Raw genomic sequence first — 15,906 nt, 5'->3', positions numbered from 1 at the left:
CTCTTTGCGTTGAGCAATTCAGAAAGTCTGTACTAGTTATTTTTTGTTTGGTCGTAAAACGATGTTGGTGTATAACCAGATGGTCACCACGTAATAAATGGCATAGAGAGCAATAAAGATGCCAAAGGGCAGCCATAGATCGTGGTACGGATCGATCATCAATGTTGTGAACATTTGTAATCCGAACAAGACATGGATCATCCCTAAGATACCAGGAACTAGGAAGAGCACTCCAATCTCTTTGCGGATCGATCCTTTCAATAAGCTAGTCCGGGTTCCGATTTTTTTCAACATCGTATAGCGTTGAATGTCGCTGTTGGCCCCAGAAAGAATTTTAAACATCAAGCAGCTTGCTAACATCGTCAAGAAGGCGATCCCCAAGAAAAAGCCCATAAATTCAAAACCGGAGAAGAGACCATTATACGTGTCATAGACGAAGACCCGTTGCGAAAAATTCGTATCGGCAGTTTCAGTAGTATTGGTTTCTTGGTTTGTTTGCGCCAATTCATGTAATGCATCGTAACTTGCTTGAAAGTCTTTGACTTGCACCATTCGCAAGCTGGATTCAGGGGCATTGATTGTATCAAAAGCGGTTTGATCGACAACTTGGATCTCTTTGCCTCGTTGTTCTTGCAAGAGGTAGCTACGCAATTGGTCCTGCGCGGTGATATCTTTGGCTAATTGGTCTCCCGACAGCTTGTTGTAGGTAACGTCGATACTCATCTGATTCGTACTGGTGCTGAGCAAGTTGTTCTTGTTGAATTGATCTTTATTGTAATAAAGGGTGTCGTCTGTTTCCTTCAGACTATATGTGACATCAAGAGTCGGCTTTAAGGCTGCAACTTTTTCGTCAGAAGCATTTTGGGCATTATTCAAATACAAGTCATAAGGGGCAACGGATTTTGCCATAATTGGGATCTCGTTTTTGAAGCCCAGACCAACAGTCAAAGCACCTAATGCTAGAGCAAAGAGCATGGCTACCATCGATAGCATCTGCGTATAATCACGAATCCGAAAGCTTAGCTGAGACAAGGTGAAATTGTTTAACCTTTTCAAAGCAATGGCATCGGTCCTCTTCAGCAAAGATAAAATCGTGATGATCACGGAACGAAAGACGAGGTAGGTCCCTAAAATAATAGTAACTAGGGCAACACCGATCCCCACCAATTGGAATTTCATCAAGTCGCTCATCATATAATAACCGACTGCTAAAGAACAAATCCCTAAGACAGTTTGCAAAAAGAGCATGAAAGGACGTTGCTTGACTTGCGCCGGTGTGCTGGTTTCTCGTAACAAGGCTAAAATTGATTTTTTGGCAATTGCCCGTGCATTAAAGATAGCAGCGATCAAAAAGAGAATCGAGAAGAATGCAAGTGTCACGACTAATGCTTGTAGATTAAAGGCCGCATAATGGCTGATCTGTAAATTTAATTGGTTCACTAGTAAGGTATTGACACCACTGGCTAATCCAATACCTAGTAATGAACCAACAGCAGTGGCGGCGATCCCGACCAAGAATGTTTCAATGAAAATCATTTGGGCGATCTTACGTCCTTTGGCTCCTAGCATCATAAACATGGCATAGTCTTTTTGCCGCATCGCCATTAAGAAAGAATTGGCGTATAAAATGTAGGCAAAGGTGATGATCCCCAATAAGACAGAACCAAAGCGAAAGATAAAGACCACCATACTGATGATCGAGTTGCTTTTTAAAAAGGCTTCATTGCTGGCCATTGATTCGAACATATAGAAGATGGCTGAGGCCATGACTAAACCAGAAAAGAGGACGATATAATCCTTCAACCGGCCTTTGATTCCGGTAAGTGATAATTTCCAAAGCATGTGTTCTTCCTCCTTATTGTTCCAAGTTTCCTAGAATGACAAGGATCTTGCGGTAAAATTCTTCCCGGCTTTGATCCTCACGTTTCACTTCTTGATGGATCTTCCCGTCCTTGATAAATAAAATACGTTGGCAATAGCTGGCAGAAAGGGGATCATGAGTGACTAATAAAATCGATACTTGGTCATTGGTATTCAAGTCGTCCATCATATTTAATAAGTCTTTGGCACTTTTTGAATCCAAGGCACCTGTCGGTTCATCTGCAAAAAGAATCGTTGGTTCCGTGATCAAGGCTCGAGCGGCTGCCACCCGTTGTTTTTGTCCACCTGAGATTGCTGCCGGATAGTTGTCGAGTATATGCGTGATAGACAAACGTTCTGCGACTCGTTTGATCCGTTGTTGGATGATCTTTGGTTTGACCCCTTGTAAAGAAAGGGGCACCGCAATGTTTTCAGAAGCTGTTAAGTTTTCTAGGAGATTGAAATCTTGGAAGATGAAGCCAATTTCACGGCTGCGAAAATCTGCCAAGGCATCGCCTTTTAGTTTGGTGATGTCGCTGTTGTTGATGCGGATCGTACCTTTGGTTGGATGATCCAAGGTTGAAAGAATGTTCAACAAGGTAGACTTACCGGAGCCTGAAGCTCCCATGATTCCGATAAATTCACCTTTTTCAATATCAAAGCTGATGCCTTTCAAGGCTTCGGTTTGTTTTTCGTTGGCTTTTCCGTAAACTTTAGTAAGTTCACTTGCTTGAATAATTTTTTCCATGATTAAGTTACGCTCCTTTTAATTGAGTTAGTGCTTTTGCGGGAATGTCTTTTTCTTTGACCTCTTCATAGCTGGTCACGCCTTTTTTCTCATTCCAAGTAAGTTTCAAATAGGCTTCTTTACGCAAAGGCCGCTCTTGGAAACCATTGAAATCAAGGGTTTTGCTTTTGCCATTTTCGTCATAAGCCGGTAGTTCATAGTGGTATTGAGTATAGACATTGCCACTGTCATCTTTAGAAGTCGTCTTTTCGCCATCTGTCGTGATTTGGACATAATAGCTGTCGCCCCCCATGATGACTGATTCAGCAATTTGCAATGCACCAAATCCCACAAGCACGACAACTGCTAGTCCAATCAAAAATTTTTTCATAAATAGGTCACCTCGTTTTTTATTATGATGAAAGTATAACGCTAGTTTTCTGAAAAGGAGTGTGAAAAATCTATCAATAAACTTTCAATTTTGTCACGAGGAACGAACAAAAAAACGTTTCTGAATTGTGTGATCCACAAATCAGAAACGTCATTTGCTTGTTACTCTTCAGTCATATTTTTTGCGAAACAGTTCAACGACTAGTTGTCCCTCATCATACATAATGGCGGCTTCATCGATCATTAATCCCAATAAATAGTAATCTTTTTCTTCATGGATCGTTTGATGACCGCCCAACAGTTCAACGTAATAGTTTTCCAAGGTACTGTCTCTTGGTGTATTGAGCATGTTGATAAAATGTTCTAGATCAGAGGGCTGTTCAGGGAAAGGGCCCTGCACGACTGCTTTGAAACCTTCTGCTTCAAAGGCCATCTCGCTCGTTATCTTTTGACAGTCATGGGACAAAAAGTAGGTGACTACTTCATCGACGATTCGTCGTGCCCGTTCTTTTTCAATCATTTTTTTCGCCGCCTTCTGATTTGTTGGTATTCATCTAACAATGGTACCATTGCCGCCGCGACAAATCCACTGGAAAAACCGTTATTGTATAAGTTCAATCCTCCATGTAAATAAGTGATATTTGTGACCAGTGCTGCATGGACGATGCCTGCTAAGATACCAGCTACAGGACCATAATACCCACTGATCGGAGCTAAACTTGTTCCAAAGATCGCTGTGAGTAATAAGCTGAAGGTGGATACATCAGAAGTCAAACCGACTTTGGTGGCTAAGACCACCCCAATCATCACGGGCAAACTATTTTTCCAATGGTTTCCAAAGGCACTGAAACCAATCACGGTCAATACAGCCCCTAAAAGTGGACCGGAAAGCTCGCCTTGCAGCAGGAAAATAAAGACTAACATCAAGAGCCCCATCATTGCCATGTTCATCATGGTGATTCCTAGTGAAAAAATTGTGACATAATCGGTCATCAGTTTCCCAGAAGTTTTAAAAAGATCCGTTAAACCTTTTATCGATCGTTTATTTAAAAAATAACCAATAAAAAACAAGAAAAAACAAAGGATGAGCAAGAAAGCCGTCAGATAATAGTGATAGTCAGTCGTCAATTGCTTGTTCGAATAGACTTCCATGTCGAATAATCGTAAAAAGCTAGTGAAAAACATGGTGATAATACCGGTGGCAAAGCCAATATTGTACAAAGAAAATCCTTGATGGAATTGTAAAAATTGTGCTGCCAGTGGGGGGAGTGTTAAGCCAATCAAAATGCCGATTCCATAACCTAACGCGATTCCTAGGGGCAAAGGTAAGCCTAAGCCAAATGCTAAGTAACTAATGACGGGTGAGGCAGCACTGCCAAATAAAGCGACAAGTGAGTACTGGGTTGAGGGCCGTTGCTGTATGTAAGAGTATAGATAGACACCCAAGGGAATGGGGATTGAGTTAAAGATGTTTTTTCCAAAAAAAGAAAAGCCGGATATGGTAAAGAAAGCGGCGATCATCGGACCACTAATAATGGTTCCTTGCTTTTTAGCAAGCAGGATACTGATCAAAGTCAATAAGCCGCTATTCAAAAAGGCGCTTCCGAGATTGCCGATTGCAAAATAATCAGAAATCAAATTGCTAGGGGCATTCAAAATAGCCAACGATCCTTGCCACAATGCCTGAGGCGGCGAGGAGAACAAGCCGAGTAGAATCAACACACAGCTGTAAGCCAGAAGCAACCGCTGAGTTAAGAGCTGTGAGATCGGTGCAAAAGGTTTCGATTTCGTTTGTAAGAAAATTCGTTTGTCTGACATAGTTTCACTGAACGCTCCTTTTTTTCATAGTATCACATCTTTTCTCGTCTAAGAAGGTTTTTTTGACAGTTTCCACAAGGCGCTTTTCGAAAAATATGAGAGAAAAGGAACGCCATAAAAGAAAAACTTAAGAATATTTGAAAAAAAGCAATAGCGATTTATCAATGATTTTCGTCTTATTTTCAATAATTTCATAGATTGATGAAATTATTGACGGAAAGAGTTTTGAGAAAATTGTTATAATTTAGTTAATCTCGTTCAGATTTTCTAATAAAAAAGCCATTTTAAGATAAAAAAACTGTTTGCTTGGTTTTTTTATCAGTGAATCACAAATGAGGGGATTTAATAAGGAGGAAGAGTATGAAGAAAACGAAGTTTGGCATGATTACTTTATTGGCAGCGCTTGTTTTAGGGGCTTGCGGACAAAGTAACGGAGGTGGAACAGGTTCGACAGATACAGGAGAGTCGTCATCAGACGCTGCAGCATCCGATATCAGCACATTACCGCTAGCGGTAGTCAATGATGATGAAGTGATTGAAGGTGGAGTTTTAGACGTTGCTGTAGTAATGGACACTCAGTTCCAAGGATTATTCCAGTGGGAGTTCTATCAGGATGCCTATGACCGTGACTTTATGTTACCAAGTCATGAATATCTATTCTTACAAGATGAGGATTTTAAGATTATTGATGGTGGACCTGCAGACTTAGACTTGGATGTCGAAAACAATAAAGCGACGATCACATTACGTGATGAACTAAAATGGTCGGACGGGGTAGATGTTACAGCCGAAGATGTCATTTTTTCTTATGAAGTCATTGGTCATCAAGACTATGATGGCGTTCGCTACAATAATGACTTTACTAATATTGTTGGAATGGAAGAATACCATAGCGGTGAAGCAGATACGATTTCTGGGATCACAGCAGTTAGCGATAAAGTAGTTGAGATCGAATTTAAGGAAATGCATCCTGGAATGCAGCAATCCGGTGGAGCAATTTGGAACGCGGCATTACCAAAACATACCTTTGAAGGTATTGAAGTAGCAGATATGCCATCCAGTGATCCTGTACGGACAAACCCAATTGGTTTTGGTCCTTACAAGATGACGAATATCGTACCTGGGGAAACCGTAGAGTATGTTCCGAATGAACATTATTATGGGGGAACACCAACATTAGAAAAAATTGTTATGCGTAATGTTCCATCTGCATCGATCAATGAAGCACTAAATGCAAAACAATATGATTTAGTATTGAAAATGCCAACAGATACGTTCGATACGTATCAAGATATGGATGGCTACCAAATGTTAGGACGACCAGAACAATCTTACACCTATCTTGGTTTTAATTTAGGAACATGGAATGACGAAACAAATAGTGTTGATTTTGATCCAAACGCAAAAATGGCCAACAAAGCATTGCGTCAAGCAATGGGCTATGCTATCGATAATGATGCGATTGGTGAGCGTTTCTACCATGGCTTGCGTTCAAATGGTACAACATTGATCCCACCGGTTTATGGTAGTTTGCACAGCACTGATGTGGAAGGCTACCACTTAGATATGGATAAAGCAAATCAACTCCTAGATGATGCTGGCTTTATCGATGTTGATGGTGATGGCTTCCGGGAAGATCCAGATGGCAATAAATTAACTATCAATTTTGCTTCAATGTCAGGTGGAGAAGTGGCACAACCACTGGCGGATTACTATGTCCAACAATGGCAAGAAATCGGTTTGGATGTCCAATACTCTACAGGACGTTTGATCGACTTCCAAGCATTCTATGACAAGTTGAAAAATGATGATCCAGATATCGATGTTTTCCAAGCTGCTTGGTCTACTGGATCAGATCCATCACCAACTAGCTTATGGGGACCAAATTCAGCCTTTAACTACACTCGTTACGAGTCTGAACGCAATACAGAATTGTTAGCAGCCATCGATTCAAATGATTCCTTCGATGAAGAAAAACGTAAAGAAGCATTTGATGCATGGCAAGAATATGCATTTGAAGAAGCGTTTGCTATTCCGACATTGTACCGTAACCAAGTATTGCCGGTCTCTGATCGTGTCGCAAACTTTACGTGGGCATATGATCCAGATCATAATCCATGGGCGACTATCGGAGTGACTTCAGAATCTCGCTAATCGATTTATTGAATCACTGAAATCAAAAGTGAACAACGCTTTTGTCGTTTTCTGAAAAGCCAGCTCAGTTTACTTCTATAGTTAACCGGAGGGATGAGTTGTGCAAAATCAAATCTGGGTCAGGATAAACCAGATACGTTTTAAGATTTTAGCCCGAGAACCAGTTAGGTCTGCGCACCTAACTGGTTTTTTGTGTACAAGTTAGGCCAGCATTTGACTGAAAAACGCCTGTCCTTCAATGAGCAGACAGGCGTTTACGAAAAAGATAAATCATGCTTGTAAGGATATAGGATGATTCAAAGGGAAGAATGTTAAATGGAGATATTCGTCACGGTATGAATCAAGTTTTGCAGGTCATTTTTATGGTTCTGGTAACCGGCTTGTTCGATAACGATTAAGCTGTTTCTTAACACTTCTTTGTTTAATTGAGAAGATTGCAAATAGGAGTAAATTTCTTGATACAAGACTTGATGGATTTTCAAATAAAAATACAGAGGTGTATTAGGCAAGGGATGAGACAAAAGCATAAACTTGTTAAGCAGATAGGAATCCTTACTTTCACTGGCAAAGGCGCAGCCATTTAAGATCACAACACTTAACAGATTTGCATAAAAGGGATCATTGGCGTAGTGAAGGATTTTTTTGATCCCATGATCTAAGTAATAACTGATGGTTTCTTGGTCAAAAATAAATAACAAATTTGAGAATAAGTTCAACTCAAAGCGCCCCCAGGTTTCGATATCAAACAAGTATTGCTTTACCAGTTCAACTTCTTGGGTGTAAGCTCCTCGATTCATCAGAAATGATTCACGGTTGAGCAGCAGCAGGCCTTGGACATACAAAGAATAATAAAAAAAATTTTGTGTCTCAAAGTAGCGTTCCTCAAGGCTAGTCAAGTAGTCGATAGTCAGTGTTCGATCATAGTATCGGGTATAGAAATCTTGCACCAGCTGACGTTTTTGACCTGTGGCTTCGCTGTCGATCAACAGACTGAACTCATGAACCGTGATATTCATTTTGTCTAAGTAGTCAAACAAGGTTTGTGAAGAGAGATTTGTTTTGCGATTTTCGAAAGAAGAAAGGGTGGTGCGAGAGGAAATACCTTCGGCAAGCTTGGCTTGCGAGATTTTGCGATCTGTGCGCAGTTTTTTGATTAAAGAGCCTTGCTGTTTCATGGGGGACCTCCTTAATTGTGACGCATTTCTGAACAATGTGATTTTAATAACATGTTATCAAATATAATAGGGTATAGCAAATAATAAAGGAGGTCGTTTTTCATGGAATTTGAACCATTTGGTCCTTGGGAAATCAACCCATTTAAAAACTAGTACAGGCTTTCATTTAGATACTTGTCATTGAAGGATCAGTGACAGATTGATAAATGAAATTTAGTTTACGTCCTGCTTTTTTCGCGGCGAACTGCGAACATTCTAAGCAGGAAAGAGAAGATCTTGAAGAATCGAAAGGTTATTTGGTTGATTCCCCCACTCAAAGAGACCTTTTCGTTTGTGGAAGTCATGAAACGCATGAATCGCGCAAGGTGGTCAGTCCCGTTGAATGTCTGTCATGCACCAGACCTTCCCCAATTTTCTGATTCTTTGTGATTGATCGTCTTTCAAGCATCATACTTCCAGCTATGACCGTAATGCACGAAGATTACGGTTTTTTGTGGTCTTATTGTGCTACACAGTAAACCTTGTATTTCAAGTGAACTAAAAGACCAAAGCTAGAAAAGAAATTCAGTGAGAAAGATAGTGAAAAAAAGTCAAAAACAAAAAAGAAAAACGTTTGCAAAAAAAGTGTTGACATTTTTTCTCAGAATGAGTACTATTATCTCAACGGAACACGAGAGTGTTCTCATTACTGGATTCGTTACTGTTCGGCAGGCAAGACCAGAGGAAAAAAGTGCATTGATTACCCAAAGTTTCTTGGGTTGTACACTTTTTTGCTTTGGTCTTCTTTTTTTGCTCCATTATTTCTATTCGCTAAAAAAGAACCGGTTCCAAGGTAAGGTCCAGTCATTGATCATCAAAGGAGGGGAGAAGTAAAACGCAATGAAGTGCCAGCTAGGTTTGACGATATCCTGCAGTACTGCCTGGAGCAGACATTCACCTCGTCACTTAATGGCAAGTCAGAGAAAGAAAAAAATACAAGACCTTCTGCATAGACGTCAAACGATGCAAAGCTGTGTATGCGCTATGCTGATCAAGGAGGATCGTTCGTGAAGATTATCAAGAGGATCAACAACAATGTTGTACTTTCAAAAGAAGATGAAGTTGAAGTGATCCTAATGGGAAAAGGGATCGGCTTTCAAACGAAACCGGGTGACCTGATTCCGGCTGAGCGAATCGAAAAAAAATACTACCCAGAAGATGACTTGACAGTGGAACATATGTCGAAAGTCATGACGAAGGCTGACGAGAAACAAATGGCCGTCATTTATGAAATCGTGCGTCTTTTTCGGGAAAGTGTTGGAACCGATTTCAATCCAAACGTTTATTTCACACTGATGGATCATATCTTGTTTGCCATCAGTCGTCAAAAGCAAGAAATTGTTTTGACCAATCCCATGCATTGGGAAATCAAGAAAATCTATGCCAAGGAATATGCGGTCAGTGTCCAAGCGGTCGAGTTGATCCGCAAAGAGCTGTATCCCGATTTTTCGCAAGAAGAAGCTGCGTTTATCACTTTGCATTTCGTCAATGCGCAAATTGAAAAAAGCGCCAATCAAAGTGCCTATGAGCACACCGAGTTGACCAACAATATTTTACGGATCGTTAAGTATAGCATGAACATCGAGTACGATGAGAATTCTTCCTACTTCCAACGGTTTGTGACCCACATTCGCTATTATTTAATTCGACAAAGTCAAGAAAAAGAAGAGCCAGTATTGGCTAATCCGATGATTGCCTTGGCTTTCAGCAGCTATCCGAAAGAAAAAGAAACCGCAGATTCGATCAAAGAATACTTATTTGAACAAAAGGGCTGGCATGTCAACGATATGGAATTGATGTATTTGATTCTGCATATCGGTAACTTAGCCGCTCACTCAAAATTAACCTAAGAATGGAAATGGATTCGTTACAGTTCGGCTGGCAAGACCTGCACTTTCTTACAATACTCGTTGAGGAGACCCGTCTCGTTTTTTATGGGTGATACTCCTGCTTGTTTATTGTAGAAATGGCCGGTCTTTTTATTTTTATTAAATGATCTATTAAAAAGGAGAAATCAAAATGGCAAAATATACTGAATTAGCACAAGACATTTTGGCCCACGTTGGCGGCAAAGAAAATGTCTCTTCTGTAAAACACTGTGTGACTCGCTTACGTTTCCACTTAAAAGACGAAAGCAAAGCAGACACAGATTATTTGCAAAAACGTGACGGTGTCGTGACCGTTGTCAAAGCAGGCGGACAATACCAAGTGGTTATCGGTAATCATGTGCCAGATGTTTACGATGAAGTGCTGAAAGTCGGCGGATTAGCCGATGGCGGCAGTCTTGATATCGACGAAGGCGACGAAAAGAAAGGCAGTTTGTTTGACCGCTTTATCGATGTCATCTCAAGCTTGTTTCAACCGTTCTTAGGTCCATTAGCGGCAGCCGGTATTTTAAAAGGGATCACGGCGCTACTTGCAGCAACTGGGATGGAAGCGACCAATGGAATCTATGTAGTAATGAATACCCTAGGCGATGGTTTGTTCCAATACTTACCTATGATCTTAGCCGTAACTGCTGCAAAGAAATTCAAGATGAATACCTATACAGCATTAGCGATTGCAGGTGCGATGGTCTATCCTGGTTTAGCAGAAAGCGTTGCTGAAGCGAGCAAAGTCTTTGGTCTAACCTTGACCTTACCAGCAGGTGGCTACTTTAATAGCGTACTGCCGATTATTTTAGCGATTTTTGTCGCTTCGAAAATTGAACAGTTTATGCGCAAAGTTACACCTGATGTAGTCAAAATGTTTGTGGTTCCTTTTGTAACGATTTTGATCACTGTGCCGTTGACCTTCTTTGTGGTAGGTCCAGTCGCAAATACAGCATCTAGCTGGATCGGTATTGCTTTCCAAGCGGTTTATGATTTCAGCCCAATCATTTATGGATTTGCTTTAGGGGCATTATGGCAAGTATTGGTAATGTTTGGTCTTCACTGGGGTCTTGTGCCATTGGCGATCATGGATATGGCGCAAAACGGCTCTTCGATTATTTTGACCGCCGCAGTGCTACCATGTTTCACGCAAACGGGTGTGCTAGCAGCGATTTGGTTGAAAACGAAAGAACCAAAAGTCAAACAAGGCGCAATGCCAGCATTGATCTCATCGATCTTCGGTGTGACTGAACCTGCGATCTACGGTTATACTTTGCCAATGAAAACACCATTTATCGTTTCTTGTTTAGTTTCAGGTTTCGTTGGTATCTACTTGTCAATCTTTAACGTTACTGGTTACGCAATGGGCGGTATGGGTATCTTCTTGTACCCTGCATATATCGATCCAGCAACAGGCAGCTTCCATAGCGTGATCCACTTAGCCATCGGTACAGTTATTGCAATCGTAGCGTCATTTATCATCATGATGTTATTGAAAGTACCAACTTTGTATACAACTGTTGATTCACCAGTCGACGGTCAAGCAACACCAGCAGCACCAGCACCAGAAGCGAAAACCGTTTCTGCCAGCGTCAAAGATGAAACAGTCAAAAGCCCAGTAACCGGTCAAGTGGTTGCTTTAGCAGATGTGGAAGACAAAGTCTTTTCTTCAGGTGCTATGGGAAAAGGGATCGCCGTTGAACCAGCGATCGGTGAAATCACTGCTCCAGCAGATGCAGAAGTCAAAATCTTGTTTCCAACAAAACATGCCATCGGCTTAGTCACTGAGGATGGGACAGAATTATTGATCCACATCGGCATGAATACGGTGGAACTTGAAGGCAATCACTTTACTGCCTACATCAACCAAGGAGACAAAGTCAAAGCCGGTCAAAAATTGATCTCATTTGATACTGAAGCGATTCGTGCGGAAGGCTATTCCTTACTGACACCAGTCATCGTCACAAACTCTAACGACTACAGTGACATCCAAACGACACAGTCAAAAGAAGTAACAGCGAACGACAATTTGATCGAAGTCGTAAAATAAATGCGTTTATCGGCACGTCGTAGGATCAGTAAGAATGCTTTCTTGCTGATCCGCTGTGTCGATCAATAAAGAAAAAGAAAGTAGGCTAATCATGACAGAAAAACAATTTCCAGAAGGCTTTTTATGGGGCGGCGCCACTGCAGCCAACCAATTTGAAGGAGCATGGAACGAAGGCGGACGTGGCCCAGCGACATCCGATACGGCGATCGCTGTCAAACCAGAAGACCGCAAAAACATGGCAGAATTTGCTGCACCAATGACTCGGGAAAAAGTCTTGTTTGCCTTAAATGACAAAGAAGGCTTGTATCCAAAACGTTGGGGATCAGATTTCTACCATCGTTACAAAGAAGATATCGCCTTGTACGCAGAGATGGGCTTTAAAACGTTCCGTCTGTCCATCGCTTGGTCAAGAATTTTTCCAAATGGTGACGATGTTCAGCCAAATGAAGAAGGCTTGCAATTTTATGACAACGTGTTTGATGAGTGTGCAAAATACGGGATCGAACCCTTAGTGACCCTCTCTCACTACGAAACACCTATCGGGATCGCGTTAAACTGTGGCGGCTGGAAAAATCGCCAAGTGATCGATTTGTTCGTCAAATACGCAGAAACTGTGTTGACCCGCTACAAAGACAAAGTCAAATATTGGTTGACCTTCAATGAAATCAATATCATGGGGATCTCTGGCTATGTTGGCGGTGCCTTGTTATCCGAAGATGGCACGCAAAACCTTTCTGACATGTATCAAGCTGTGCATCATCAATTTGTGGCTTCTAGTTTAGCAACAAAATTTGCCCACGAAATCAATCCTGATATCAAAGTAGGGATGATGTTGGCACGGATGCAAGCCTACCCAGCTACACCAAATCCAGCAGATGTGATGGAAGAAATCAAGCGTGACCACGAGAATCTCTTCTTCTCTGATGTCCAAGTTCGTGGGAAGTATCCAGCGTATACGAAGCGCTTCTTTAAAGAAAACGGCATCGAAGTGACCTTCGAAGATGGCGATTTAGACATTCTTGCGCAATACCCTGTCGACTTCATGTCCTTTTCTTACTACATGAGTTCTATTGCCCGCCACAATCCTGAAGAAGGCGGCGAAGCAACGGCCGGCAACTTTTCTTTAGGCGAATCAAACCCATACTTGGAAGCCTCTGACTGGGGGTGGCAAATCGATCCAATCGGCTTGCGTGTGACTTTGAATAACTTGTACGACCGCTACCAAGTACCATTGTTTATCGTTGAAAACGGCTTAGGTGCCTTGGATACGGTGGAAGAGGATGGTTCGATCCATGACAGCTATCGAATCGATTATTTGAAGGCGCATATCGAACAAATGTATGAAGCGATCGAAGATGGTGTGGAATTGATGGGCTATACGCCTTGGGGTTGTACCGACTTAGTTTCGGCTTCAACGTCAGAAATGTCGAAACGCTACGGCTTTGTCTATGTAGACGCGGATGATGAAGGAAACGGTAGCTTTGACCGTTCCCGTAAAGATAGTTTTTACTGGTACAAAGAAGTCATTGCTACCAATGGCGGTAGTTTGTTACAGGATTAAAAATAAACCAAAGCGGCTCTCAAAAAAGAGAGCCGCTTTTTTGTTGTGCTCAGTAAAAAAAGAAGAGAAAGGGGGGTAGCAGCTGCCATGCTAGAAAGATCAATGAAACAGTCAACGCCCATTTTTTCATTTTGGGCTTAGGCACAAGGGATTCGGGCATCAAATAGACGAGAGAGAATACTGTAAGAAAAAACAGCAGGGTCAGTGGTTGGACGACAAAGGTCAGCCAGTTCATAGGGTAAGCTCCTTTTATGAGGATAGATGATTTGTTCTTTTGTGTTATTATTTTGCAAATTCATTATATATTTAGTTCGTTAAAAAGGCAAGGAGCTCATGGAATAACGATCGTGTGCAGGAAGGGGGGAGAAAAACGAGTGGCACATCCTTGTATTTTGATTCGAATCTTTCTAGAGTAACACAGTAAGCTTGAGGTTAGAATCAGAACTAGCAATAAAAAAGCCCCTTTTCAGGGGAGGGGAGTTCTTTAAAAAGATAGGAAGAAACCCGTGTATTTGATGAAGCTATTGGTCCTTAGTTACTGGGGACCTGACTAATTTACGTGGAAAACCCGCCACTGTCATTCACCGTTTTCTGATCCTCAAGTAGAAAATAAAACAAAGAAGACTAGCCGAAATCAAGAAACCCATAAAATAGAAAGTTAGCTGCATGTCAGGCATCGTATAGGAATACTCTAAAATCTTACAAACAAAGATCACTAAAGAAACCGTGATGGATAAGGAAACCCATGTGAAACGCGGCAATCGTTTCGTTACGATGATCAATCCTAACGAAAAAAAGATGACTGGTACCCAAAAGATCAAGCGAGCAAGTTGGATCATTTTATCTCTCCTCATTCAAATTGATTTGAGTAAAAGGATAGCTTACAACGTTTGTTATTAAAAATAATAACCATTGTTTCTGAGCATTTTTTCGGAAATTGTGTCTTTAACTTAAAGCATGAGCGTAATGTTTCTCTTTAAATTCTTTTGGTGTTTGCCCGGTAACGGCTTTGAAATTGCGGATAAAATGGCTTTGATTGGCGAATGCCAACTGGGTGCTGATTTTTTCGTAGGAAAAATCTGTGAACAGCAATAGATGCTTGGCTTCGCTGATCTTTCGTTCCTGAATGTAGCTGTGGATCGTTTTGTTCATTTCTTTTTTGAACTGATTACATAGATGGGTCTTATGTTTTTGAGTGATGGCTGCGAGATCATCAATGGTCACTTTTTCATAGAGATGGCTGTCGACATAATTAACAATCGTCTTGACCAACAGTGATTTTTGCGCCAGCGGATAGCTATGCAGAAGCTCCATAAAGCGGTAGGTGGCTTCTTTGATATAGCGGAGGCACTCCTCGGCAGAATGAATATAAACCAGACCTTGGATCAATGAATCAGATAAGCCGAATGCTTGGTTGACTGGTACTCCTTCATCAATGCTCATGCGGGTCACGACAGCGACAAAGGCCGAAAACTTTAGTTTTAAGCCTTCCAGTTCATGAGGGGAAAGGGAAACACTGTAGGTCTCTTTCATTTTGTTAAATACCCAGACTACTTTTTCCGGCTCGTTTCGTTTGATGTAGTCAAGATAGCGCAATTCAAAATGATAGGAATCAAAGGTAGCTTCATGCACACGGCGTTCATAAAGATTGGTTTCCAAGCTAAGATCTGTTTGCATGGATCGGTCGTGGGATTCAGTTTGGTAATGCCAATGGATTTGGTCTTTTGCCAACGGCTGCTCCGCAAAAAGCGTATAAAGTAGCTGGATGTATTCTTCAAAGGAGTATTTGTCTTCTTTGGAATAGTGCACATTGTAGTGGTATTCATGTTCAAGAAATAGGTAAGACGTATCTGGTGTACCAATCACTCCACAGGGTCCGATGACCATATAACAGGTTTTTCCAGCTAACTGAAACGCAAAACAACCAAGCATATATTTGCCGAAATGATAGAGATTTGCAACTGGGCCGTTCGTTTCTTCCAAATAGTGTTTCAGAGGATTCTTGGCTGGTAAGGTGAGTGGGGGATACAGTGGAGTCCCTTCTTGATCCAAGAGAATCATCGGGATCAAATATTTGCGATAAAGCAGATCCATGGCGGTCGTAAGTGTTGTTTTGTTCATGAGACACCTCAAAGTCCAAACATTGTTTTTTCTTTTAGTATAACGTAAATTTTTTAGCATTCAATAAACAATTTATTATAAACACTAGTTTTTTAGTATATCTAAGGAAGGATTCTTTCTATAATTCAGATAAATAAAAC

The 15,906-nt window shown here is 41.2% G+C and carries 12 protein-coding genes; 4 read left to right on the top strand and 8 right to left on the bottom strand.

Translation table 11 applies throughout. The features are described from left to right. Positions 1 to 36 precede the first annotated feature (36 nt). The 5 genes from A5877_RS02780 to A5877_RS02760 all read right to left on the bottom strand — a co-directional run bounded on the left by A5877_RS02780 (position 37) and on the right by A5877_RS02760 (position 4,795). Positions 37 to 1,842 (bottom strand): ABC transporter permease, encoded by a 1,806-nt coding sequence (locus A5877_RS02780; protein ID WP_086316315.1) that lies wholly within the window; start codon positions 1,840 to 1,842, stop codon positions 37 to 39. A 13-nt stretch (positions 1,843 to 1,855) separates the two neighbouring features. Beyond that, positions 1,856 to 2,608, bottom strand: coding sequence for an ABC transporter ATP-binding protein (locus tag A5877_RS02775; RefSeq protein WP_005235131.1), 753 nt, complete (start codon positions 2,606 to 2,608; stop codon positions 1,856 to 1,858). Between the two features lie 7 nt (positions 2,609 to 2,615). Further along, positions 2,616 to 2,978, bottom strand: a complete 363-nt coding sequence (locus A5877_RS02770) for a YxeA family protein (protein WP_005235132.1) — start codon at positions 2,976 to 2,978, stop codon at positions 2,616 to 2,618. 168 nt (positions 2,979 to 3,146) lie between these two features. Continuing rightward, on the bottom strand, positions 3,147 to 3,497 hold the full coding sequence (locus A5877_RS02765; protein ID WP_008378669.1) for a hypothetical protein: 351 nt from the start codon (positions 3,495 to 3,497) through the stop codon (positions 3,147 to 3,149). Further along, the gene (locus A5877_RS02760; protein ID WP_086316314.1) at positions 3,494 to 4,795 is read right to left on the bottom strand and encodes a DUF1576 domain-containing protein; all 1,302 of its coding nucleotides are present in this window, start codon (positions 4,793 to 4,795) and stop codon (positions 3,494 to 3,496) included. Before A5877_RS02760 ends, A5877_RS02765 begins: the two co-directional genes overlap by 4 nt. A 360-nt stretch (positions 4,796 to 5,155) precedes the next feature. Here A5877_RS02760 and A5877_RS02755 point away from each other — a divergent pair, with 360 nt between their 5' ends. Next, positions 5,156 to 6,949: an oligopeptide ABC transporter substrate-binding protein gene (locus A5877_RS02755; protein WP_016613448.1), complete on the top strand. Its 1,794-nt coding sequence runs from the start codon at positions 5,156 to 5,158 to the stop codon at positions 6,947 to 6,949. A gap of 311 nt (positions 6,950 to 7,260) precedes the next feature. On the opposite strand, the gene A5877_RS02750 is transcribed toward A5877_RS02755, so the two are convergent. Next, on the bottom strand, positions 7,261 to 8,124 hold the full coding sequence (locus A5877_RS02750; protein ID WP_005235141.1) for an Rgg/GadR/MutR family transcriptional regulator: 864 nt from the start codon (positions 8,122 to 8,124) through the stop codon (positions 7,261 to 7,263). Positions 8,125 to 9,170: 1,046 nt separating this feature from the next. On the opposite strand from A5877_RS02750, the gene A5877_RS02735 reads away from it, so the two are divergent. From A5877_RS02735 to A5877_RS02725, 3 genes are all read left to right on the top strand, one after another. Further along, the gene (locus A5877_RS02735) at positions 9,171 to 10,013 is read left to right on the top strand and encodes a PRD domain-containing protein (protein WP_008378663.1); all 843 of its coding nucleotides are present in this window, start codon (positions 9,171 to 9,173) and stop codon (positions 10,011 to 10,013) included. A gap of 169 nt (positions 10,014 to 10,182) precedes the next feature. Continuing rightward, positions 10,183 to 12,084: a beta-glucoside-specific PTS transporter subunit IIABC gene (locus tag A5877_RS02730; protein ID WP_005235158.1), complete on the top strand. Its 1,902-nt coding sequence runs from the start codon at positions 10,183 to 10,185 to the stop codon at positions 12,082 to 12,084. Positions 12,085 to 12,175: 91 nt separating this feature from the next. Further along, complete coding sequence (locus tag A5877_RS02725; RefSeq protein WP_086316313.1) at positions 12,176 to 13,645, top strand: glycoside hydrolase family 1 protein; 1,470 nt, start codon at positions 12,176 to 12,178, stop codon at positions 13,643 to 13,645. A 581-nt stretch (positions 13,646 to 14,226) separates the two neighbouring features. Here the strand turns inward: A5877_RS02725 and A5877_RS02715 are convergent. Together A5877_RS02715 and A5877_RS02710 are read right to left on the bottom strand one after the other, a co-directional pair. Beyond that, entirely contained in the window at positions 14,227 to 14,484 is a 258-nt protein-coding gene (locus tag A5877_RS02715; RefSeq protein WP_005235163.1) for a hypothetical protein, read from the bottom strand. Between the two features lie 106 nt (positions 14,485 to 14,590). Beyond that, on the bottom strand, positions 14,591 to 15,766 hold the full coding sequence (locus A5877_RS02710; protein ID WP_254907414.1) for an AraC family transcriptional regulator: 1,176 nt from the start codon (positions 15,764 to 15,766) through the stop codon (positions 14,591 to 14,593). Between the last annotated feature and the right edge of the window lie 140 nt (positions 15,767 to 15,906).

It is taken from the genome of Enterococcus sp. 3C7_DIV0644 (assembly GCF_002141235.1).
Classification (GTDB): domain Bacteria; phylum Bacillota; class Bacilli; order Lactobacillales; family Enterococcaceae; genus Enterococcus_D; species Enterococcus_D entomosocium.
This window is presented reverse-complemented; position numbering and strand designations above follow the sequence as displayed.

What these genes read in the sequence shown, in the direction of transcription:
- A5877_RS02765 (WP_008378669.1), bottom strand. Translation starts at nt 3,497, where the DNA reads ATGATTGAAAAAGAACGGGCACGACGAATCGTCGATGAAGTAGTCACC.
- A5877_RS02710 (WP_254907414.1), bottom strand. Translation starts at nt 15,766, where the DNA reads ATGAACAAAACAACACTTACGACCGCCATGGATCTGCTTTATCGCAAA.
- A5877_RS02770 (WP_005235132.1), bottom strand. Translation starts at nt 2,978, where the DNA reads ATGAAAAAATTTTTGATTGGACTAGCAGTTGTCGTGCTTGTGGGATTT.
- A5877_RS02715 (WP_005235163.1), bottom strand. Translation starts at nt 14,484, where the DNA reads ATGATCCAACTTGCTCGCTTGATCTTTTGGGTACCAGTCATCTTTTTT.
- A5877_RS02755 (WP_016613448.1), top strand. Translation starts at nt 5,156, where the DNA reads ATGAAGAAAACGAAGTTTGGCATGATTACTTTATTGGCAGCGCTTGTT.
- A5877_RS02730 (WP_005235158.1), top strand. Translation starts at nt 10,183, where the DNA reads ATGGCAAAATATACTGAATTAGCACAAGACATTTTGGCCCACGTTGGC.
- A5877_RS02750 (WP_005235141.1), bottom strand. Translation starts at nt 8,124, where the DNA reads ATGAAACAGCAAGGCTCTTTAATCAAAAAACTGCGCACAGATCGCAAA.
- A5877_RS02775 (WP_005235131.1), bottom strand. Translation starts at nt 2,608, where the DNA reads ATGGAAAAAATTATTCAAGCAAGTGAACTTACTAAAGTTTACGGAAAA.
- A5877_RS02780 (WP_086316315.1), bottom strand. Translation starts at nt 1,842, where the DNA reads ATGCTTTGGAAATTATCACTTACCGGAATCAAAGGCCGGTTGAAGGAT.
- A5877_RS02725 (WP_086316313.1), top strand. Translation starts at nt 12,176, where the DNA reads ATGACAGAAAAACAATTTCCAGAAGGCTTTTTATGGGGCGGCGCCACT.
- A5877_RS02760 (WP_086316314.1), bottom strand. Translation starts at nt 4,795, where the DNA reads ATGTCAGACAAACGAATTTTCTTACAAACGAAATCGAAACCTTTTGCA.